Origin of the sequence: Acidocella aromatica (genome assembly GCF_014201825.1) — a bacterium.
Lineage (GTDB): Bacteria > Pseudomonadota > Alphaproteobacteria > Acetobacterales > Acetobacteraceae > Acidocella > Acidocella aromatica.
In genome coordinates this window covers 19,879-41,792 of the sequence record NZ_JACHFJ010000008.1, presented here as the reverse complement: position 1 = coordinate 41,792, position 21,914 = coordinate 19,879, and the positions used below count along the sequence as shown (strand labels likewise).

Annotated in this window: 19 protein-coding genes; 11 read left to right on the top strand and 8 right to left on the bottom strand. The window is 63.5% G+C overall.

Going from position 1 to position 21,914, the window contains the following annotated elements:
- The 3 genes from HNP71_RS09240 to HNP71_RS09230 form a co-directional block, all read right to left on the bottom strand.
- Complete coding sequence (locus HNP71_RS09240) at positions 1-585, bottom strand: hypothetical protein (protein WP_183266610.1); 585 nt, start codon at positions 583-585, stop codon at positions 1-3.
- Entirely contained in the window at positions 582-1,247 is a 666-nt protein-coding gene (aat, locus tag HNP71_RS09235) for a leucyl/phenylalanyl-tRNA--protein transferase (protein WP_183266608.1), read from the bottom strand. The genes HNP71_RS09240 and aat overlap by 4 nt, the downstream gene beginning before the upstream one ends.
- Before the next feature lie 117 nt (positions 1,248-1,364).
- The gene (locus HNP71_RS09230) at positions 1,365-1,571 is read right to left on the bottom strand and encodes a hypothetical protein (protein ID WP_183266607.1); all 207 of its coding nucleotides are present in this window, start codon (positions 1,569-1,571) and stop codon (positions 1,365-1,367) included.
- Positions 1,572-1,776: 205 nt separating this feature from the next.
- On the opposite strand from HNP71_RS09230, the gene HNP71_RS09225 reads away from it, so the two are divergent.
- The 6 genes from HNP71_RS09225 to HNP71_RS09200 all read left to right on the top strand — a co-directional run bounded on the left by HNP71_RS09225 (position 1,777) and on the right by HNP71_RS09200 (position 8,699).
- Positions 1,777-3,180 (top strand): helix-turn-helix domain-containing protein, encoded by a 1,404-nt coding sequence (locus HNP71_RS09225; protein ID WP_183266606.1) that lies wholly within the window; start codon positions 1,777-1,779, stop codon positions 3,178-3,180.
- A 154-nt stretch (positions 3,181-3,334) separates the two neighbouring features.
- Positions 3,335-3,613: a hypothetical protein gene (locus HNP71_RS09220; RefSeq protein ID WP_183266605.1), complete on the top strand. Its 279-nt coding sequence runs from the start codon at positions 3,335-3,337 to the stop codon at positions 3,611-3,613.
- A gap of 5 nt (positions 3,614-3,618) precedes the next feature.
- Complete coding sequence (fabI, locus tag HNP71_RS09215; RefSeq protein WP_183266604.1) at positions 3,619-4,398, top strand: enoyl-ACP reductase FabI; 780 nt, start codon at positions 3,619-3,621, stop codon at positions 4,396-4,398.
- Positions 4,399-4,413: 15 nt separating this feature from the next.
- Entirely contained in the window at positions 4,414-6,123 is a 1,710-nt protein-coding gene (locus HNP71_RS09210) for a PHA/PHB synthase family protein (protein WP_183266603.1), read from the top strand.
- Between the two features lie 13 nt (positions 6,124-6,136).
- A complete protein-coding gene (locus HNP71_RS09205) occupies positions 6,137-7,534 on the top strand; it encodes a bifunctional enoyl-CoA hydratase/phosphate acetyltransferase (protein ID WP_221246743.1) in 1,398 nt (465 codons plus the stop codon).
- Positions 7,527-8,699, top strand: coding sequence for an acetate/propionate family kinase (locus HNP71_RS09200; RefSeq protein ID WP_183266602.1), 1,173 nt, complete (start codon positions 7,527-7,529; stop codon positions 8,697-8,699). The genes HNP71_RS09205 and HNP71_RS09200 overlap by 8 nt, the downstream gene beginning before the upstream one ends.
- A gap of 196 nt (positions 8,700-8,895) precedes the next feature.
- Here HNP71_RS09200 and pyc read toward each other — a convergent pair whose 3' ends face one another.
- The 5 genes from pyc to hemE all read right to left on the bottom strand — a co-directional run bounded on the left by pyc (position 8,896) and on the right by hemE (position 15,749).
- Complete coding sequence (gene pyc, locus HNP71_RS09195; protein ID WP_183266600.1) at positions 8,896-12,339, bottom strand: pyruvate carboxylase; 3,444 nt, start codon at positions 12,337-12,339, stop codon at positions 8,896-8,898.
- Positions 12,340-12,630: 291 nt separating this feature from the next.
- A complete protein-coding gene (gene hemJ / locus HNP71_RS09190; protein WP_183266599.1) occupies positions 12,631-13,074 on the bottom strand; it encodes a protoporphyrinogen oxidase HemJ in 444 nt (147 codons plus the stop codon).
- Complete coding sequence (locus tag HNP71_RS09185) at positions 13,071-13,730, bottom strand: HAD family hydrolase (protein WP_183266598.1); 660 nt, start codon at positions 13,728-13,730, stop codon at positions 13,071-13,073. The genes hemJ and HNP71_RS09185 overlap by 4 nt, the downstream gene beginning before the upstream one ends.
- The gene (hemH, locus tag HNP71_RS09180) at positions 13,720-14,742 is read right to left on the bottom strand and encodes a ferrochelatase (protein WP_183266597.1); all 1,023 of its coding nucleotides are present in this window, start codon (positions 14,740-14,742) and stop codon (positions 13,720-13,722) included. The genes HNP71_RS09185 and hemH overlap by 11 nt, the downstream gene beginning before the upstream one ends.
- Positions 14,739-15,749 carry a uroporphyrinogen decarboxylase gene (gene hemE / locus HNP71_RS09175; RefSeq protein WP_183266596.1) on the bottom strand — a complete coding sequence of 337 codons (1,011 nt, stop codon included), beginning with the start codon at positions 15,747-15,749 and terminating at the stop codon, positions 14,739-14,741. Before hemE ends, hemH begins: the two co-directional genes overlap by 4 nt.
- A 283-nt stretch (positions 15,750-16,032) precedes the next feature.
- Here hemE and HNP71_RS09170 point away from each other — a divergent pair, with 283 nt between their 5' ends.
- From HNP71_RS09170 to holA, 5 genes are all read left to right on the top strand, one after another.
- Entirely contained in the window at positions 16,033-16,899 is an 867-nt protein-coding gene (locus HNP71_RS09170) for a pyruvate, water dikinase regulatory protein (RefSeq protein ID WP_183266595.1), read from the top strand.
- Between the two features lie 77 nt (positions 16,900-16,976).
- A complete protein-coding gene (locus tag HNP71_RS09165) occupies positions 16,977-17,756 on the top strand; it encodes an SDR family oxidoreductase (protein WP_183266594.1) in 780 nt (259 codons plus the stop codon).
- Between the two features lie 44 nt (positions 17,757-17,800).
- Positions 17,801-20,380, top strand: coding sequence for a leucine--tRNA ligase (leuS, locus tag HNP71_RS09160; protein ID WP_183266593.1), 2,580 nt, complete (start codon positions 17,801-17,803; stop codon positions 20,378-20,380).
- On the top strand, positions 20,361-20,876 hold the full coding sequence (lptE, locus tag HNP71_RS09155) for an LPS assembly lipoprotein LptE (protein ID WP_183266592.1): 516 nt from the start codon (positions 20,361-20,363) through the stop codon (positions 20,874-20,876). Before leuS ends, lptE begins: the two co-directional genes overlap by 20 nt.
- Positions 20,873-21,883 carry a DNA polymerase III subunit delta gene (gene holA / locus HNP71_RS09150; RefSeq protein ID WP_183266591.1) on the top strand — a complete coding sequence of 337 codons (1,011 nt, stop codon included), beginning with the start codon at positions 20,873-20,875 and terminating at the stop codon, positions 21,881-21,883. Before lptE ends, holA begins: the two co-directional genes overlap by 4 nt.
- Positions 21,884-21,914 lie beyond the last annotated feature (31 nt).

The following is a 21,914-nucleotide window of genomic DNA, read 5'->3' as shown; positions in this document are numbered from 1 at the left end:
TTACTGCCCCTTCAGCAGCGCCAGCAGCGCGCCGGGCGGCAGGTCCACCGGCGAGAACCCCGCGGGCGGCACGAAATTCTCCGCTGGCTGCGGCGCGTAGGAGACGGAAAGCGCCGTCACATCGGCACTGCCATTCGCGTCATGCCCCGAGAAATGCAGGATCACGCCGCTCGGGGTAATGCAGGCCGTGCCGGTGGCGTTTTTGTCCAGCACCAGATATTTCTCACAATCCAGCCCGGCATAATGGCCCTTGCCGACCGGCGTGAACTGCGCGCCATCCGCGTTATAAATCTCCCCGGTCAGGGCCGAGAAATCCGGGGCCTGCACCACGGCGCGCAAGGCGGGTACCACCACCTGCGCCTGCCCCTGCGGCAGATTGGCAAGCACGTAATAGCCGTTCTGGCTCTCCACGCGGGCGAGCTGGTCGGCGGCGTCATAGGCCAACTGGTAGGTGGAGGGTGCGCGTCCCGGCGCAGTAAGGCTGTAGGTGACCGCTACATCGCGCGCGGGCAGAAACACCGGGTTGGCGGCAGCGGCAGCGGGAAGCAGGGCCGCAAGCGCGGCCAGGGGTATAAATCTCTTCATGGGGCCTCTTTTCGCATCGTCTCTATTTCCTCCCACAATGCGGCAGGATCAGGGCTGGCGGGAAACCGCGCCCGGATTTCCACCGCCTCGGCCAGCAGGCGGTGATATTCATCGCGCGGGATTTCCACCGCCCCGAACCGGGCGAGATGCGTGGTGATGAATTGCGTATCGAGCAGCGTGTAGCCTCCCAAACGCAGCCGCACCACCAGATGCACCAGCGCCACCTTGGACGCATCGGTGGCGGTGGAGAACATGCTCTCCCCAAAGAACGCCCCGCCCAGCGCCACGCCGTACAGCCCGCCTACCAGCCTGCCGTTCTCCCAGGTCTCGACGCTATGGGCGAAGCCCAGCTCGAACAGCTCGGTGAACAGGCGCTCGATCTCCTCGTTGATCCAGGTCTCCGGCCGGTTGTCGCGGATAGCAGCGCAGGCGGCGATGGCGGCGGGAAAATCCGCATCGGCGGTCACGGTGAAATGCCCTGCGCGCAGGGTCTTCATCAGGCTGCGCGGAACATGGAACCCGTGCAGCGGCAGCACGCCGCGCGCCTCCGGGTCCAGCCAGTGCAGGGTGCGGCTCTCCCGCGCCTCGGCCATGGGGAACAGGCCGAGCCGATAGGCGCGGAGCAGCAGATCCGGTGTGAGCAGGAAAGGCCGCGCGGACATGGGCAAGACCTCGCATATCGACGGGGCGCTTGCCAAGCCAAACCACGCGGACATGAAAAACCCCAGGTGTTTCCACCCGGGGCCAGAAGTTCTGAGCTTAGCAATTGTTGTTGTTACTTACCTGACGGTGGAGGACATGGCCCAGAAATGGCCGTGCACCAGACCGTCGTCATGGTCGCGATGTTCGGTGCGGTTTTCTTCGTCGCGGCGCTGAGCCTGGGCCTGCGCGGCCACCACCGCGTTGCCAGCTTCGCGCTGGCTCTGGGCCACGGCGTGCCCACCAAATCCATCGTGGGAGAAGGTCGGGAAAAGCTGAATACGCATGGTGAACTTCCTCTTGGTGATGTCTATCTTTTTAGTTCTGAACCTTCCCGCGGCACCGGGGGCGATTGAGAGGAGACTTGATCAGCGCCGCAGGAAGATCCTGAGGTCAAACTATTTACATTGCGCTGCGGCGTATACCGGAATCTGGCGGAAACCCACGAAATCTGTGCGTGACTTTACTGTAAATTTTTGCTATTTGTAAAATATGTCAAAGGCAGCCATCGGCAAGACCATCCGCCGGCTTCGCATGGAGCAAGGCTATACCCAACAGGGCTTCGCCCAGAAGCTCGGCATATCAACGTCTTACCTCAATCTCGTCGAGCACGATCAGCGTAATGTTACGGCCTCGCTACTGTTCAAGCTCACGGATATTCTAAAGGTCGATCTCGCCGCCCTCTCCGGCGTGCAGGAGCGCGAATACGAAGTCGCCCTGCGCGAGGCCTTCGCCGACCCCTCTCTGGCGGTGGAGCCGGTGCCGGATTCCGAGATCCAGACCCTTGCCGCCGCCCCCAACGCGGCCCGCGCCGTGCTGGCCTTGCACCGCGCCTTGGCCGGGGCGCGGGAGGAAGCCGGCGGAGGCATCACCCTGCCCTCCGGCCGCAAGATCCTGCTGCCCAACGAGGAAGTGCGGGACTTCTTCCACGATCACGAAAACCACTTCCCGGCGCTGGAAGACGCCGCCGAGCAGATCAGCGCCACGCTGGACACGGCCGCCGTCGGCACCAACCACGCCTTGGCCGAGCGCCTGCGCCGCCAGCACGGGCTGGTGGTGAGCGTGCGCCCTCTGCCCGGCGCGCTGCGCGTGTACGACGCTGGAAACCGCATGCTCACCCTCTCCGAGGACCTGCCCCGCGAGAGCCGCGGCTTCCAGATGGCCTTTCAGCTGGCCCTGCTGGAAGCCCGCGAGCCTGTGGAAAAAATCGTCAAGCGCGCCAACCCGACAACGCGTGACGCCGCCGAGCTGCTGCGCATCGGGTTGCTGAACTATATCGCCGGGGCGCTGCTGATGCCCTATGAGCCGATGCTCGCCGCCGCGCGTGAGCGCCGTTACGACGTGGACGCCATCAGCGCCCGCTTCGGCGTGTCCTACGAGCAAGCTTGCCACCGTCTCTCCACCCTGCAACGGGCGGGGGCTCGGGGCGTGCCATTCTTCTTCCTGCGCGCGGACCCGGCCGGTAACGTGAGCAAGCGCTTCTCCGCCTCGGGCTTTCCCTTCATGCGCTTCGGCGGCACCTGCCCGCGCTGGATCGTGCATTCCGCCTTCGCCACCCCGGGGGCCACCCGCGTGCAGGTGGCCCAGCTTTCCGCAACCGAGACCTTCCTCTGCTTCGCCCGCGCCATCACCGGCCGCCCCGCGCGCTGGGGCGAGCCGCCGCCGGTGCATGTGGTGGCCATGGGCTGCGATGTCTCCCATGCGGGCGAGTTGGTCTATGGCGATGGACTGAACTTGGCCACGGCGGCAGTGGGCATCGGCCTCTCCTGTCGGCTGTGCGAGCGCCAGGATTGCCGCTCCCGCGCCTTCCCGCCCATCGCGCACCGCCTTACCATCGACCCGCAAACCACCAGCGCCAGCCCCTACCAGTTCGAGGCCAAGCCGGGGCCTTCGTAACAGAACGAAGACATTTTGCCGCCCCGGTGCAGATTTTCCGCGCCGCAATATAAAATTACGATAACATCCGTTGCGGGTTGATCCAGGTCAACGCGAAGGTACTGCGGGCTGGCACAAAGCTGGCGTTCAGACAGCGCCAGGAAGGAGCAGCGGTATGAACGAGAAATCTTCCGACCCATTCGAACTTTTCCAGATCTCCCGTGAGATGCTCACGGCCCAGCAGAAATTCCTGCCATCGGGCAAAATCTTCGAACAGCTCGCCGAATATATGCGCAACGTCACCCAGGCGCAGATCGCCTATAATCAGGCCCTGATGCGCGCCCAGGCCTCGCTGCTGGCGGGCATCATGGAACGCCCGCTGGCCGCGGTCTCGGGCAAGGCGGAGGAGCGCCCCAGCGCCGCCGCCCACCAGCGCGACGTATCCTCTCCGTGAATTGCATGACCGGAATGCCTTCCCCCTTCAGCCTCACCGGAAAGCGGGGCTTGGTTATCGGCATCGCCAATGAGCGCAGCATCGCCACCGGCTGCGCCCACGCCTTCGCCGCCTGCGGCGCCACGCTGGGCGCCACCTACCTCAACGACAAGGCCAAGCCCTACGTCCAAGCGGTGACGGACAAGCTCCCCTGCGATTTCCTGCTCCCCTGCGACGTGCACGCGCCCGGCGAGCTGGAAGCGGTGTTCGACGAAGTCGCAAAGCGCTGGGGCAGGCTCGACTTCCTGCTCCACGCCATCGCCTTCGCCCCGGCGACGGATCTGCATGGCCGGGTGGTGGACAGCACCCCCGAGGGTTTCGCCCTGGCCATGGATATCTCCTGCCATTCCTTTCTGCGCATGACCAAGCTCGCCGAGCCGCTGATGCAAGGCGGCGGTTCGCTGATGACCCTGACCTATCAGGGTTCCGAGCATGTGGTGCCGCATTACAACATCATGGGTCCGGTCAAGGCGGCGCTGGAAAGCGCCGTGCGCTACGCCGCCGCCGAGCTGGGACCCAAGAACATCCGGGTCAACGCCATCTCTCCGGGGCCCATCGCCACCCGCGCGGCCAGCGGCATCGAGCATTTCAACGAGTTGCTGGACGCCGCGCAAAAAGCCCCTGAGCGCCGCCTCGCCACCATCGAGGATTGCGGCGCGCTCGCGGCCTTCCTGGCCGGAGACGGCGCCAGGATGCTGACCGGCACCATCATCCCCGTCGATGGCGGCCAACATTTGCTCGCCTGAAGTCTGGAGCAGACCATGAACGAAATCGTCATCAACAACCGCGACATGGACCGGGCCCTGCACGCCGCCCAGGCCAAGCTGACCGGCGGACTGTCCCATGCCTCGCTGATGCTGGCCTGGGCCGATTGGGTGCTGCATCTGGGCGACCAGCCCGGCCGCCAAGTGAGCCTGATGCGCCAGGCGGCAACGGATTGGGGCGAGCTCGCCCGGCTTGCCCTCGGCCTGCCGGCCGAGACCATCCAGCCCGCCCCCGAGGATCACCGCTTCCTCAGCCCGAGCTGGCAGCACGGCCCCTGGGCCTTCGCGGTACAGGCCTTCCTGCGCACCGAGCGGCTGTGGGACCTCGCCACCACCGATGTGCACGGCCTCTCGAAAGAAAACGGCCGCATCGTCAATTTCGTCGCGCGCCAGCTGCTGGACATGATGGCCCCCTCAAACTACCCGCTGTTCAACCCCGAAGTGCTGACCAAGACCCAGGAAACAGCGGGCGACAACCTGCGCGAGGGCATCCGGCATTTCATCGAGGACCTGCAAAGTGCTGGCAGCGGCGGCACGCACCCGCTGCCGATGCAGCCGGGCAAGGACGTCGCCATCACCCCCGGCAGCGTGGTGTACCGCAACGAGCTGATCGAGCTGATCCAGTACAGCCCCACCACCGAGACGGTCCGGCCCGAGCCGATCCTCATCGTCCCGGCCTGGATCATGAAATATTACATCCTGGACCTCTCGCCGCATAACTCGATGATCCGGTATCTGGTCAGCCAGGGCTACACGGTGTTCTGCATCTCCTGGCGCAACCCGGACGCGAAGGAGCGCGATCTCACCCTGGATGACTACCGGCGCCTGGGGGTAATGGCGGCGTTGGACGCCGTCACCGCCATCTGCGGCGCGCAGAAGATCCACGCCACCGGCTATTGCCTGGGCGGCACGCTGCTCACCATCGCCGCCGCCGCCATGGCGCGCGACCACGATGAACGGCTCGGCACCATCACCCTGCTCGCGGCGCAGACCGATTTCACCGAAGCCGGCGAGTTGCAACTCTTCATCAACGACTCCCAACTCGCCTTCCTCGAGGATGCGATGTGGGCGCAGGGCTACCTCGATTCTTCGCAAATGGCTGGGGCCTTCCAGCTCCTGCGCTCCAACGATCTGGTCTGGTCCAACCTGATCCGCCGCTATTACCTCGGCGAGGAAGACCACCCGAACGACATGATGTCCTGGAACCGGGATGCCACCCGCATGCCCTATCGCATGCATGCCGAATATCTGCGCCGCCTGTTCCTCGACAACGACCTCGCCGAAGGCCGGTTCGAGGCGGGCGGGCATAAGATCTCGCTGGCGGACATCCACGCCCCGCTCTTCGTCATCGGCACCGAGACGGACCACATCGCCCCCTGGCATTCGGTCTATAAGCTGCAACTTCACAACCAGAACAACTTCACCTTTGTCCTCACCTCCGGAGGGCATAATGCCGGGGTGGTGAGCGAGCCGGGGCACAAGAACCGACATTATTGCATGCTGCACCGCAGCCACGACGGCCTCTACGTGCCGCCCGAAGAATGGCAAAGCCAAGCCACCTGCATCGAAGGCTCCTGGTGGCCTGCCTGGGTGGACTGGCTGAATGGCCAGTCCGGCACGCCAGTGAACCCGCCGCAGATGGGCGCGCCGCTCACCGGCTATCCGGTGCTGGATACCGCACCGGGCCAATACATCTTCCAGCGCTGAAAGGGTAACGCCAATGGATATGCAGACCGAACTGCTCGAAAACCGGGTGTTCGACGATATCACCGTGGGCGATGCCGCCAGCATCACCAAGGAGATCACCCAGGACGACATCGCCCTGTTCTCCTTCATCTCGGGCGATGTGAACCCCGCGCATCTCGACGTTGAATACGCCGAGACCGATCTGTTTCACCACATCATCGCCCAGGGCGTGCTCACCGCCGGGCTGATCTCGGCCGTGCTCGGCACCAAGCTGCCGGGGCCGGGCACCATCTATCTCGGCCAGGAGCTGAAATTCCTCGCCCCCGTTGCGCCGGGCGACACGGTGACCGCCACCTGCACCGTCACCGAGAAAATCCCCGAGAAGCTGCGCGTGATCCTGGACTGCCATTGCGTGAACCAGGACGGCAAGGAGGTGCTGCGCGGCACCGCCACCGTGAAAGCCCCCACCGAGAAGGTGAGCCGCCCGGCCATCGCTTTGCCCGAGGTGCGGCTGCTGCGCCATGAGCATTTCCGCGAGTTGCTCACCCGCGCCACGGCGGGGGACCCCATCCCCACCGCCATCGCGCATCCGTGCGATGACATCTCGCTCCTCGCCGCGATCGAGGCCGCCGAGCGCGGGCTCATCACGCCCATCCTCGTCGGGCCCGAGCAGAAGATCCGCGACACCGCCGCCGCGCATATGCTGGATATTTCGGGGCTCGAAATCGTCTCCACCGCCCACAGCCATGACTCCGCCGCCCAGGCCGTCGCCCTGGTGCGCGGGGGCAAGGCGCGGCTGCTGATGAAAGGCTCCTTGCATACCGACGAGCTGCTGCACGCCGTGATGGCGCATGGCACGGGGCTGCGCACCGGCAAGCTCCTCTCCCATGTCTTCGTGCTCGATGTCCCCACCTACCCCCGCCCGCTGCTGGTGACGGACGCGGCCATCAACATCGCCCCCACGCTCGAAGAGAAATGCTGCATCGTGCAGAATGCCATCGATCTCGCGCATGTGCTGGGTATCGAGACCCCGCGCGTCGCCGTTCTGGCGGCGGTGGAGACCGTGAACCCGGTGATGCAGGCAACCGTGGACGCCGCCGCCCTGTGCAAAATGGCCGAGCGCGGGCAGATCACCGGCGGCATTCTCGATGGCCCCCTGGCGTTCGACAACGCCATCTCCGCCGCCGCCGCCGCGCAGAAGGGCATTAAATCCCAGGTCTCCGGCCAGGCGGATATCCTGCTCGTGCCAAATATCGAGTCCGGCAATATCCTGGCCAAGCAGCTCACCTTCCTGGCCTGTGCCGATGCCGCGGGCGTCGTGCTCGGCGCCTCGGTTCCCATCATCCTTACCAGCCGCGCCGATAACGACCGCGCCCGCCTCGCCTCCTGCGCCATCGCGGTGATCCTGGCGGAAGCGCAATCGCATGGCTGACGCCATCCTCACCATCAACGCCGGATCGTCCAGCATCAAATTCGCATTGTTTGAATTGGGTCCGGAGTTGACCCGCATTGCCAGCGGGCTGGCCGAGGGCATCGGCACCGCGCCGCATCTGCGCATCACCACGGGCGGGCAGGTGGCGCTGGAACGGCGCTGGCCGGAACACGCGGCCGAGACGCATGAGGATTTGATGGGCGAGGTGCTGGACTGGGTCGAGCACCATCTGGGCGAGGACCAACTGCTCGCGGCGGGCCACCGCATTGTGCATGGGGGCGAGTATTACACCGCCCCTACCAAGCTGGATGCCAATATCATCGCGCATCTGGCCGAGCTGAACCCGCTGGCTCCGCTACATGAGCCGCATAACCTCGCCGCCGTGCGGGCCATACTGGCGGTACGCCCGGCCTTGGCGCAAGTGGGATGCTTCGATACCGCCTTCCACCACACCATGCCCGAAACCGCCACGCGCCTCGCCTTGCCCCGCGCCTTTCATGAAGAGGGCGTGCGCCGCTACGGCTTCCACGGCCTATCCTACGAATACATCGCCGAGCGGCTGCGCGAGGTTGCGCCCAATCTGGCCAAGGGGCGCGTCATCATCGCGCATCTGGGCAATGGCGCCTCGCTCTGCGCCATCAAAGATGGCGTCTCCATCGACACAACCATGGGCTTCACCGCACTGGAAGGGCTGATGATGGGCACGCGCTCGGGCAGCATCGACCCCGGCGTGCTGATCTACCTGACCCAAACCCATAACATGGACGCCGCCGCGCTCACTGACCTGCTCTACAAGAGATCCGGCTTGCTCGGCGTGTCCGGCATCTCGTCAGATGTGCGTACGCTGCTGGAAAGCCCGGCCCCTGAAGCCACAGAGGCGCTGGACCTCTTCGCCTACACCGTGGCCCGCCATGCCGGTGCGCTGATCTCCAGCCTCGGCGGGCTGGATGGCCTCGTCTTTACCGCGGGAATTGGCGAACACGCCACCCCAATCCGTGCCGCCATCTGCGAGCGCCTGGCTTGGACCGGCGCGGAAATCTCGCCTGAAGCCAACGCCGCCAACGAACCCGCCATCAGCACCCCGGACAGCAAGGTGGAAATCCGCGTCATTCCCACCGACGAGGAACTGATGATCGCCAAGCACACGCTGGCCGAGATCGGCTGAGAACGTGGGCAAGACCGGGGGGACGCTGTCCCCCCCGCCCCCCAGCCAGGGGCCGAGCCCCTGGACCTCAATAATCGGAACAGAAAAGGGGACCCCATGAAGAGGTCCCCTTTTCTGTTCCGGGTGGTATCAAAGGGCCTCTCGGCCCTTTGCGAGGATCCAGGGGACAGCGCCCCCTGGGTCCTGGCCCACGTTCTCAGCCAAGCTCGATCAGCAGGTCCTTGGCGTCCACCTGTTCACCGGGGCGGACGAGGATGGATTTCACCGTGCCCGCGCGCGGGGCGGTGATCTGGGCTTCCATCTTCATCGCCTCGATGGCCAGCAGGGGCTCGCCCTGTTCCACGCTCTGGTCCTCGCGCACAAGAATGGCCGAGACCGTGCCGGGCATCGGCGCGCCGACCTGCTTGCCGTCCGCCTCATCCGCCTTACGCCGGGCCGGGCGTAAGGCCGTGGCGCTGCGGTTCGGCACGGTGATCACACGCGGCTGGCCGTTCAACTCGAAGAAGGCGTTGACGTTGCCGTCCTCGTCGGTGGCCGAGAGCGTCTGCAGGCTGACGATCATGGTCTTGCCGGTTTCCAGCGTCACCGAGATCTCGTCGCCAGGTTTCATGCCGTAGAAATACACCGGCGTGGGCAGCACCGAGACCGGCCCGTATTGCCGCCGCGCGCCGATGAAGTTGCTGAACACCTCCGGGTACATCAGGTAGGAGGCCAGAGCGTGATCCTCCATCTCGATGTTCAGCTTCTTGGCAACATCCTGGCGCACGGCCTCCAGATCGGCATCCTTCATCAGAGAGCCGGGGCGCACGGTGATCGGCTCCTTGCCCTTCAGCACCTTCTTCTGGATCCCCTCCGGCCAGCCGCCCGGGGGCTGGCCGAGATCGCCATGCATCATCTCCACGACCGATTGCGGGAAGGAGATTTCCTTCGCCGGGTCCACCACCATTTCTGGCGTGAGGTTCTGGCTAACCATCATCAGCGCCATGTCGCCCACCACCTTGGATGAGGGGGTGACCTTCACGATATCGCCGAATAGGTCGTTGGCGGCGCGGTAGGCGCGCGCCACTTCGTGCCAGCGGGTCTCAAGGCCGAGCGAACGCGCCTGCTCACGCAGATTGGTGAACTGCCCACCCGGCATCTCGTGCAGATACACTTCCGACGCGCCGGATTGCAGATCGCTCTCGAACGCCGCGTATTGGGAGCGCACGGCCTCCCAGTAGAAGCTGAGCTGGCGGATGACCTGCGGGTTCAGCCCCGTGTCGCGCTCGGTATGGCGCAGAGCCTCCACAAGCGAGCCCAGGCAGGGCTGCGAGGTCAGGCCGGACATCGGGTCCATCGCGGCGTCGAAGGCGTCCACGCCCGCGTTGACGGCCGCCAGGACCGATGCCGCCGAGATGCCCGAGGTGTCATGCGTGTGCAGATGGATCGGCAAACCGATCTCCTGCTTCAGCGCCGTCACCAGCGCCTTGGCGGCGGCGGGCTTCAGCAGCCCGGCCATGTCCTTGATCGCCAGGATATGGCAGCCAGCCGCTTCCAGCTCCTTGGCCAGCTTCACGTAGTAGTTCAGCGAGTACTTGGCCCGGTCGGGGTCCAGAATATCGCCGGTGTAGCAGATCGCGCCTTCGGCCAGCTTCCCGGCCTCGCATACCGCGTCGATGGCGACGCGCATATTCTCCACCCAATTCAGGCAGTCGAACACGCGGAACAGGTCGATGCCCCGCTCCGCCGCCTGTTTGACGAAGAATTTGACCACATTGTCGGGGTAGTTAGTGTAGCCGACGCCATTGGCGCCGCGCAGCAGCATCTGGAGCAAAATATTCGGCGCGCGCTCGCGGAGCCAGCTCAGGCGCTCCCATGGCCCCTCTTGCAGGAAGCGCATGGAGACGTCGAACGTCGCCCCACCCCAACATTCCAGCGAGAAGAGCTGCGGCAGGCCAACCGAGGTGGCCTTGGCGGCGTTCACGATGTCATGGGTACGCATGCGCGTGGCCAGCAACGATTGATGCGCGTCGCGCATCGTCGTGTCCGTCACCAAAGCGCGCTTCTGCTCCAGCATCCAGTTGGCGAAGCCCTTGGGGCCGAGCTGGTCCAGCAACTGCTTGGTGCCATTCTGCCGGATCTTGCCGAAATCCGGCGGCTCGGGTGTGCGGGCATGGGCGTGCGGCTTGGGCTTGCCGCGCGTTTCCGGGTGACCGTTCACGGTCACATCCGCGATGTAGCGCAGCAGCTTGGTGGCGCGGTCCTGCCGTTTCTTCACCGTGAACAGCTCGGGTGTGTTGTCGATAAAACGCGTGGTGTACTTGCCTGCGCGGAAATCCGGGTGGTTGAGCAGCGCTTCGAGGAAGGCGAGGTTCGTGGCCACACCGCGGATGCGGTACTCGCGCAATGCGCGGTCCATGCGGGCGATGGCCTCATCCGGCGTCGGCGCCCAGGCGGTCACCTTCTCCAGCAGCGCGTCGTAGAAACGGGTGACAATGGCGCCCGAATAAGCGGTGCCGCCATCGGTGCGGATGCCAAAGCCGAACGCGCCGCGATAGGCGGTGATGCGCCCGTAATCCGGGACAAAGTTGTTATCCGGGTTCTCGGTGGTGATACGGCATTGCAGGGCATGGCCGGTGAGGTGGATGTCCCGCTGCTGCGGCACGCCGGTCTCGGTGACATCGCCAATATGCCCACCCTCGGCCACATGGACCTGCGCCTTGACGATATCGATTCCGGTGACGACCTCGGTGACCGTGTGTTCCACCTGCACGCGGGGATTTACCTCGATGAAGTAAAACTTGCCGGTATCCTGATCCATCAGGAACTCGACCGTGCCGGCATTGCAGTAATTGGTGGCCTTACCGATGGCCAGGGCCGCGTTACACAATGCTTCACGTGAAGCATTGTCGAGATACGGGGCCGGGGCGCGCTCGATCACCTTCTGGTGGCGGCGCTGGATCGAGCAATCGCGCTCGAACAGATGCACCAGATTACCGTGGGAATCCCCCAGCAACTGCACTTCCACATGCCAGGCGCGGCGGACGAGTTTTTCCAGATACACTTCGTCGTTGCCGAACGCCGCCTTGGCCTCGCGCCGCGCGGTGGCGACGGAGTCCAGCAGCGTCTCCTCGCTCTCGATGGGCCGCATGCCGCGCCCGCCACCGCCCCAGCTCGCCTTCAGCATCACCGGATAGCCGACCTCAGCCGCCAGACGCTTGATCTCGGCGTCGTCATAGGGGAGCGGGCCGGTCGCCGGCATCACCGGCACGCCGACGGAGATGGCGAGATTGCGCGCCGCCACCTTGTTGCCGAGCTGACGCATGGTCTCGGGTTGCGGGCCGATGAAGGTGATCCCCTCGCGCGCGCAGGCTTCGGCGAAATCCGGGTTCTCGGAGAGGAAGCCATAGCCGGGATGAATGGCGTCCGCATTTGCCAGCTTGGCAACGCGGATCACCTCATCGATGGACAAATAAGCCTCGATCGGCCCCATGCCCTTGCCAATCAGATACGCCTCATCCGCCTTGAACCGGTGCAGGGAGAGCTTGTCGTGCTCCGGGTAGATGGCGATGGTCGAAATGCCCAGCTCAGCCGCCGCGCGGAACACGCGGATAGCGATCTCGGACCGGTTGGCGACCAGAAGGCGCTTGAATTTGTTCACGTCTTTACTCCCTACACACGGGTTTATGCCCAAAAACCCGGCTCCAGGGTCGTTTGTAACGATAGTCAGGTCGAGGCAGCAATGGTCATTGCCCTAAATTTGACCACTTAGCCCTATGATTTTTCCTTTATTGACAAAAGTATTTTGCATGAATGGAGAATTCCGAGATTATTCAAAACAACGATTTAAATAAATAAACAGAAGTTTTGGTGGCGCCCTTCTTCAAAAAAAGGGGCATTTTTCGCGGCTTTTTGAAAAAAGCTGCACCAAAAACTTTTGTAACTTTGGTTTTTATACCACCACGCAGAGCACGATGATGATGAACAGGATGGTCGGGACCTCGTTGGCAATGCGGTAGAACCGCTCCGGGCGCTTGTTGCGGTCGTTGAGGAAATCCTTGCGCCAGCGCGAGAGGAAGGCGTGGAACACGGTCATCAGCACCACGCAGGTGAGCTTGGTCCACCACCAAGCGGCGTGCCAGTTCACCGCGCCGGGGGTGAGAACGAGCAGGATGCCGAAAATCCAGGTCGAGATCATCGCCGGGTTGATGATCAGGCGCAGGAGCTTCACCTCCATCACCTTGAACCGCTCGGATTCCGCCGTGCCAGGGGTCGTCTGGCAGTGATACACATACAGGCGCGGCAGGTAGAACATCCCCGCCATCCAGGCCGTAAAGCTGATGACGTGGAAAGCCAGCACCCAATGGAAGACAGGCGCCAAAGCGGGAATGATCATGCCAGGACTCCAAAGATCTCGTGCAGGTCCGAAAACACGGCCTTGGCCCCGGCATCGAGCAACATTTCGCCTCCGCCATGCGGCGCAAAGCCGTAGCAGGTCATGCCCGCGGCCACCGCGCCGGTCACGCCGAGGCGACTATCCTCCAGCACGATGCATCGTGCTGGCTCGACCTTGGCCGAGGCGGCGGCGGCGAGAAACACATCCGGCGCCGGTTTTGGCCGCCCGCCACGCGCAATCACGCTGGACGCCGAATGTGTCCGCCCCTTGGTAAGCGGTAAAAGCCCGGTGCGGGCGAATTTCACCGCCATCTCCTCGTCCGAGGAATTGCTCGCCACCCGCCAGTCGATGCCCAGCTCATTCACCCGCGTCAGCAGCGTGTCCGCACCGGGAATCAGCTTGGAATCCTCGCCCAGCGCCACAACCAGCTTTTCCGCCAACTCCGGCCGCCAGGTATCATGCAACTTACGGTTCAGCCGCGCCTCGATCATCGGCACCATGTCGGCAATCGACATGCCAATGAAGGTGTGCATTGCCTCATCGGCATCCATGGGCCAGCCCATGCCTGTCAGCTCACGTGAAATCACCAGGGAGGCCACGCCTTCACTGTCGATCAGCACGCCATCGCAGTCGAAAATAATCAGCTCAGGCGGCATTGAACGGGCAATCCTTGTGTGACGGGCCGCAGAGCGAGCCGCCCCGGCATAGTCCGGGGCCCTCGGCACGGCGGACAATGCCCGCCAGCGCGGCGATGAAGGCGGGGTCTGAATTCTGCGCCTTTACCCGGAAATAACCCGGAACCCCGGCTTTTTCCGCGATATGGCGGTTCTCGATATCCAGCTCCACCAGGGTCTCGATATGGTCGGAGACAAAAGCGATGGGCACGACGACGACGGCCACGCCATCCCGCCCCGCCTGCTCGATGGCGTCGATCGTACTCGGCTCCAGCCATTTCTGCGGCGTGGCACGGGACTGGTAGCACACCAGAGGCTCCACGGTTTTGTCCCTGAGCCGGGCCATGACGCCGGAAACGGTGGCTTCAACCTGCATCTGGTAGGGATCACCAGCCTTCACGATGCTCTCCGGCAGGCCATGAGCGGAGAACAGCAGGCGGATTTTGGAACCCGGCAGCTTCGCCTTGGCCTCCGCGATGCTTTCATCCACCAAAGCCGCCGTCGCGGCGCAGTAAGCCGCGTCGTCATGCCAGCAGCACAGCGTGGTGGTCGGCTTGGCCAGCCCCGCCTTGGCCGCCGCCTCGCGCCAATCGTTGAGCGAAGACCCGGTGGTGGTGGTGGAAAACTGCGGATAAAGCGGCAGGAGCAGAATCCTGTCCGGGTTCCAGGCCTTCACCTCCCGCGCCACATCCCGGGCGAACGGGTGCCAATAGCGCATGGCGACGAAGCATTTATGCTCCCCGCCCAAAACCCCTTCGAGCGTCCTTGCCTGCTGCTGCGTCAGCTCCAGCAGCGGCGATTTGCCGCCCATCAGCGCATAATTCTGCTCCGCCGCCTTGGCCGAGCGCGCGGCAATGAACCGCGCCAGCCAGAAGCGGATGAAAATCGGCGCGCGGATGATCGCCTTGTCCGAGAACAGATTGACCCGGAAGGGTTTGACTGCCTCCAGACTATCCGGCCCACCCAGATTGAACAGAATAACCGCTGTCTTCATGCGGAACGTATGATCTCCATTAACCGCACCACATTCGCTTCCGGCACATCCGGGGTGATGCCATGGCCAAGATTGAAGATATGGGGGCGGTTTTTCACCGTGGCGAGCAACTTGCGCGTCGCCGCTTCCATCGCCTCGCCGCCCAGTTTCAGCAGCAACGGGTCCAGATTGCCCTGAAACACCGTGCCTTCCGGGCAAGCGACGACGGCGTTTTCGATATCGGTGACCGTATCCAGCCCAACCGCATCAACCCCCGATTCGCGTGCATATTCGCCGAGCATCAGCCCGGCTAGGCGCGGAAAACCTATGATTTTGACGCCTGGATAACGCTCTTTCAGCGCCGCGGTGATGCGCTTATTGGGGGCTATCACCAGATCGCGGAATTGTTGTGCCGGGAAAATTCCCGCCCAGCTCTCGAACAGCATCACGCAATCCGCCCCGGCCTCGATCTGCGCCGAGAGATAGGCGATCGTGGCATCCACCAGGATATTCAGCACATCCGAGACGAAATCCGGTTTTTCATAAGCCAATCGGCGCGTGCGGGGGAAATCACCGCCACCCTGACCGTCCAGCATATAGCAGGCGACCGTCGCCGGACCGCCGGCAAAGCCGATCAAGGCGGTCTCGGTCGGTAATTCCGTCTTGAGCCTGCGGACTGTCTCAATAACGGGGGCGTAGACATCCGGCGCTTTGGCCGGGTCCAAGATATCCACAGTTTCCAATGGCGGCAGGCGTGGGCCCTCGCCCTCGGCAAAACGCAGGCCCTGACCCAAAGCCATGGGCAGGATCAGAATATCCGAGAACAAAATCGCCGCATCGAACCCGAATTTGCGGATCGGCTGCAGGGTCACTTCCGTGGCCAAAGCCGGGTTCAAGCACAGGCGGATGAAATCCCCGGCCTCGGCACGGGTGGCGCGGTATTCCGGCAGATAACGCCCGGCTTGGCGCATGAGCCACACCGGTGGCGGCCATACAGGCTCGCCGTTCAAGGCTTGGAGCAATTTCATACACACCGCCTAAACCTAATCCTTTTCTCTTTAAAGGTTTTAGAAGGAGGGGTTGTACCCTGTGGATAACGGGGGTTAACCTAGTTCATCCGCAAATCCACAAAGTTATCCACATCGAAAAACAAGCGGTAAGCTGCTGTTTTTTACATATCTCCCCTGGTTATCCACATTTCTGGGGAGAACCCGCTTCAATTTATCCCGTGTTCACGGAACTTCCATTTTATCCCCGGTTTTCTGAAAAAGGGGGACGCAGGGCAAAGTAATCCACGCTATTAACAGTGTTATGGACAGCGATAAGCTCAATATACACCTGATATCCGACGCTACCGGGGATACTTTGAACAGCCTGGCGCGGGCCGCTGTGGCGCAGTTCGACGAAAGCCAGGTGAACTATCATCGCTGGTCGCTGATCCGCTCGCGGCTGCAGCTGCACAGGGTTCTGGAGGGTATTCAGGCCGAGCCCGGACCGGTGCTGTGCTCGCTTGTGGATAACGCCCTGCGCCACGAGCTGGACGAAGCCTGCGCCCGGCTGGGGGTGAAGCTGCTGCATGTGCTGGACCCGGTGCTGGAGATGCTCCAGGCGGAGTTCGGCGCTCCGGCCAAGCACAAGCCTGGCCGCCAATATGTGCTGGACGCCGATTATTTTCGCCGGATTGACGCCATGCATTACGTCATCAGCCATGATGACGGGCAGGCGACGCGCGGTATCCGGGAGGCGGACGTGGTGCTGGTGGGTGTTTCCCGCTCCTCCAAGACGCCGACTTGTTTTTATCTCGCCAATCGCGGCATCAAGGCGCTGAATGTGCCGCTGGTGCCGGGAATCGAGCCGCCGGAACTGCTCATCGATCCGCCCTGCCCTGTGATCGGCCTGACCATCGACCCAAAATCGTTGATCGATATCCGCCGTCACCGGTTGCAATTGATCGGCGTCGGGTCTGAGGCGGGCTTCGCCCGCGCCGATAATACCGCCTATGTGGATTACGAGGCTGTTGAAAAGGAACTGCTCTGGGCGCGGCGCATGTGCAATGCGCGCGGCTGGCCGACCATCGACGTGACCCGCCGCTCCATCGAGGAAACAGCAGCCACCGTGCTCAAACTGATGGATAACTGGCACGCCAAACACGAGAAGGCGCAAACAGGAGAGGCATAAAAGTTTTTGGTGCAGCTTTTTTTCAAAAAGCTGCGAAATTTTACTAGCTTATTCAATATGTTGTTGAGGAGCGGCAGATGGATTTAGGGATTTCCGGCCGTAATGCCCTGGTTTGCGGCGCTAGCGCCGGGCTGGGCTATGCCTGCGCCAACGCCCTGGCGCATGAAGGCGTGGCGGTAACCATTACCGGGCGCGATGTGGTGAAGCTGGAAGCGGCGGCGGACCGCCTGCGCGCCGAAACCGGGGCCAAAATCACCATAGCGGCCGGGGATATCACCACCGAGGAAGGCCGGGCGGCGGCGCTGGCCGTATGTCCGGCGCCGGATATTCTCGTCACCAATGCCGGTGGCCCGCCATCGGGCGATTTCCGCCAGTTCACAGATGTGCAGTGGCAGGCGGCGCTGAACGCCAACATGCTCACACCCATCGCGCTGATCCGCGCCGTGGTGGACGGAATGGTGGCCCGGCGCTTCGGGCGGATCGTCAACATCACCTCGGCGGCGGTGAAGGCGCCGATGCAGGGGCTCACGCTCTCGAACACCGCCCGCACGGGGCTTACCGGCTTCGTCGCCGGGGTTTCGCGCGAGGTCGCCTGGGCCAATGTCATCATCAATAATATATTGCCCGGCCCGTTCGATACAGGCCGTTTGCGGCGCAATCTCTCCCCTGGCCCGGAAATCGACAACCAGGCCGCCGAGCGGGGCATGGCGGCCTGGGCGGCGAGGATACCGGCCCGGCGCGTTGGCAATCCGGCGGAATTTGGTGCGGCCTGCGCCTTTCTCTGCTCGGCCCATGCCGGATTCATCGTCGGCCAGAACATCCTGCTCGACGGCGGCGAGTTCAATTCAACCATGTAGTCCGCCCCTTGGCGCGGCCTGGGGGCGAGATTAAAGACAGGGCCATGTCAGACACCGAAACCACCCGCTACGATTTTTCCCTCTCCGAGCCGCATTGGCAGGCGCAATGGGAGCAGGCCGGCTGCTTCAAGGCCGAGGACGTGCCCGCTGGCGACAAGCCTAAGTATTATGTGCTGGAGATGTTCCCCTACCCGTCGGGGAAAATCCATATGGGCCATGTGCGCAACTACACGCTGGGCGACGTGGTGGCGCGCTACAAGCGGGCTCAGGGTTTCGATGTGCTGCACCCGATGGGCTGGGACGCCTTCGGCCTGCCCGCCGAGAACGCCGCGCGCGAGAACAACGCTGATCCAGCAAGCTGGACCTACGCCAATATCGCCAATATGCGCGCCGAGCTGAAGCGCATGGGTTTCTCGCTGGACTGGGACCGTGAGATCGCCACCTGCGACCCTGACTATTACGGCCAGCAGCAGAAGATCTTCCTGGATTTCTGGAAATCCGGGCTGGTGGAGCGGCGCGGCGGCTATGTGAACTGGGACCCGGTGGATATGACCGTGCTGGCGAATGAGCAGGTTATCGACGGGCGCGGCTGGCGCTCTGGCGCTATTGTGGAGAAGAAACAGCTCTCGCAGTGGTTCCTGCGCATCACCGATTTCGCACCTGAGCTGCTGGATGGGCTGAAAACGCTGGAGCGCTGGCCCGAGCGCGTGAAACTGATGCAGGAGAACTGGATCGGCTTCAGCCAGGGCGCGGAAGTCACCTTCCCGCTCACCCAGCCGGTGGATGGCATCGAGAACGTCACCGTTTATACGACGCGCCCAGATACGTTGTTTGGCATGTCGTTTCTGGCCATCGCGCCGGAACATCCCATCGCCAAGGCGGTGGCCGCTGGCAATGCCGAGGCTGCGGCCTTCCTCGCCGAGTGCGCCAGCCAGGGAACGTCCGAGGCGGCGATCGAGACCGCCGAGAAGAAAGGCTTCTTCACTGGGCTGAAGGTGAAGAACCCGTTCACCGGCCAGGATTACCCGGTCTGGATCGCCAATTTCGTGCTGATGGAATACGGCACGGGCGCCATCTTCGGCTGCCCCTGCGGCGACCAGCGCGACTATGAATTCGCCAGCAAGTACGATCTGCCCATTCCGGTGGTGGTCTCCCCCAGCCCGGACACGCTGCCCGAGCTGCAAGGCAAGGCGCTGGATGGCGATGGCTATATCGTTAATTCCGGCTTCCTCACCGGACTGAGGGTCGCCGAGGCGAAGAAGCAGGCCATCGCCGAGTTGGAGGCAATGAAGGTGGGCAAGGCCGTCACCAACTGGCGACTGCGCGACTGGGGCATCTCCCGTCAGCGCTATTGGGGCTGCCCGATCCCAGTGATCCATTGCGAGGCCTGCGGCCCGCAGGCCGTGCCGGATGACCAGCTGCCCGTGGCGCTGCCCAAGGATGTGAGCTTCGAGAAACCCGGCAACCCGCTGGACCACCACCCCACTTGGCGGCATGTGAATTGCCCCAAATGCGGTGCTGCCGCCACCCGCGAGACCGATACGTTCGACACCTTCATTGACAGCTCCTGGTACTTCGCCCGGTTCTGCGCTCCACGTGCAGCAACACCCACCAATGTGGACGCCGTGAAGCACTGGCTGCCGGTGGACCAGTATGTGGGTGGTATTGAGCATGCGATCTTGCATCTGCTCTATGCCCGCTTCTTCACCCGCGCCATGGAACGTACCGGACACGTTTCGGTTAAGGAGCCATTTGCCGGGCTGTTCACCCAGGGCATGGTTACGCATGAATCCTACAAGGATGTAGACGGGCGCTGGCTTTATCCGGACGAAGTGATTCGTTCTGGCGATAGCGCCAAGCACCGCGACACGGGCTTGCCGGTGACTGTCGGGCGTGTCGAAAAAATGTCGAAGTCGAAACGAAATACCGTGGATCCAGGTGTGATCGTCGAGCGCTTCGGGGCCGATACGGCTCGCTGGTTCGTGCTGTCCGACAATCCGCCCGAGCGCGATGTGGAATGGACCGAAACCGGCGTGCAGGGCTCGTTTCGCTTCGTGCAGCGCCTGTCGCGTTTGGGCGCGCTGATCGCCGGCGAGCCTGTGGTGGATGCTCCGGCCGTGCTGGAGGGTGAAGCGAAGAAGCTGCTGAAGCTGACGCATAAGAGCATCGCGGCGGTGACCGAGGCGCTGGATACCTTCGCCTTCAACCTCGCCGTGGCGCGTATCTATGAACTGGCCGGGAATCTGGCGGGCACCACGCCGGAGGATGCCAGCCTGCTTTACGCCCGGCGCGTGGCCATGGACATCATCGCCCGGCTTGTCGCACCGATGATGCCGCATCTGGCTGAGGACATCTTCGCCAAGCTGAACCCCGGAGCTGGCTTGGTGGCACAGCAGCCGTGGCCGAAGGCCGATCCGGCGCTGCTCACCGTGGATGAGGTGACGATCGCCGTGCAGGTGAACGGCAAGCTGCGCGGCACCATTACCGTGCCCGCCGGTCAGCCGGCCGAGCAAAATATCGCGGTGGCGGCCGAGGCGGTCTCGACAGCGCTCGCCGGGCAGACCATTGTCAAGCAAATCCACGTGCCGGACAGGATCGTGAACTTTGTCGTCAAACCTGCTTAAGCCCGTCACCCTCGCCGCTCTGCTCGGCCTGTCCGCCTGCGGCTTTTCGCCGATGTATGGCGGACAGGCGGGCAGTGCCGCCAGCGCCCAGCTGGATCAGGTCTTCGTGGGCAATATCCCCGAGCGCACCGGGCAGATCCTGCGCGAGAGCCTGGAGACGCAACTGCATGCCAGCGGCGCACCGGTGACGGAGCTGTATTCGCTGAACGTGAATTACAGCATCGCCACCACCGGCATCGGCGTGCTGCAGGATACCGCAACCACCCGCAACAGGCTTACTGCCACCGCGAGTTGGACGCTCACCCCAATAGGGGATTCCTCCAAGCCGCTGGCCTCCGGTAGCGCTACGGCGGTGAATGCCGAGAATATCATCGACCAGCAATATTTCGCTCTCACGCTGGAAGGTGACACGGTGAATAAGGAGCTGGCAGATCAGGTGGCTTCCCAAATCACCGCGCAAATCGCCGCCTGGTTCCGCGCCCATCCGAACTCATGAAGCTGGATGCGGGCCGCGTCGATGCGTTCCTGAAAACCCCGGCGGCGCCAATTGTTCTGCTGCATGGCCCGGATGCCGGACTGGTGGCGGAGCGCGGCCTAGCCCTGGCGCGCTCGGTACCGGGGGCATTGAATGATCCGTTCCGCTTCGCAGAACTGAACAATCCCGCACCTGATACGCTGCTGGCTGAGGCCTCGGCCGCTTCGCTGACCGGGGGCAAGCGCGTGGTGCGGGTGCGCGATGCGCATGAGCCTTTGGTCAAGGCGCTGGAGACCCTGCTGAAAACCCCGCCCGAGGCGCTGGTGATTTTGGAGGCGGGCGAGTTAACGCCCAAATCCAAGTTGCGCGCGCTGGGGGAAAAATCGCCGGATGTGGCGGTGATCGCCTGCTATGCCATCGAACCAGCGAAGCTGCCGCAGATCATCAGCGCCCGGCTGCGCGGCATGGGAGTGAGCATCGACCAGGACGCCGCCGCTTGGTGTGGGCAGAATCTCTCCGGCGAAGAGGGCCCGCTCTCTCAGGCTCTGGAGGTGCTGTTCCTCTATGCCGGTGAGAATAAGACGTTGAGCCTGGGGGATGTCTCTGACGCCCTGACCGATGGCGGCGATACCTCAATGGGTGAGGCCATAGACGCCGCGCTGACCGGCGACCCAGCCGCGACCGATAAGGCGCTGGCTTTGGCTTATGAGGAAGGCACGGCCCCGGTGGGGCTGCTCCGCGTGTTGTTGGGCGAGTTGCTGCGCCTGCGTGTGGCGGCGGGAGCGATGGCACAAGGCGCTTCTGCCCAGGAGGCAATGGCCGGGATGCGCCCGCCTGTGTTTTTCAAGCGTCAACCGGCGGTGCAGAAGATGTTGCGATTCTGGCCGCTGCCCGCGCTGGATCAGGCCATTGCCGCCGCCCTGGCCGCGGAGGCCGCGTGCAAGACCACGCACATCCCCGACCAAGCCTATTGCCGCCAGACCCTTCTGGCCTTGGCGACGCGCGCGCGTTCCGCCGCCAGAAGGTAGGTTATTTCAATCGGTTAGAGAGAAAAAGGCG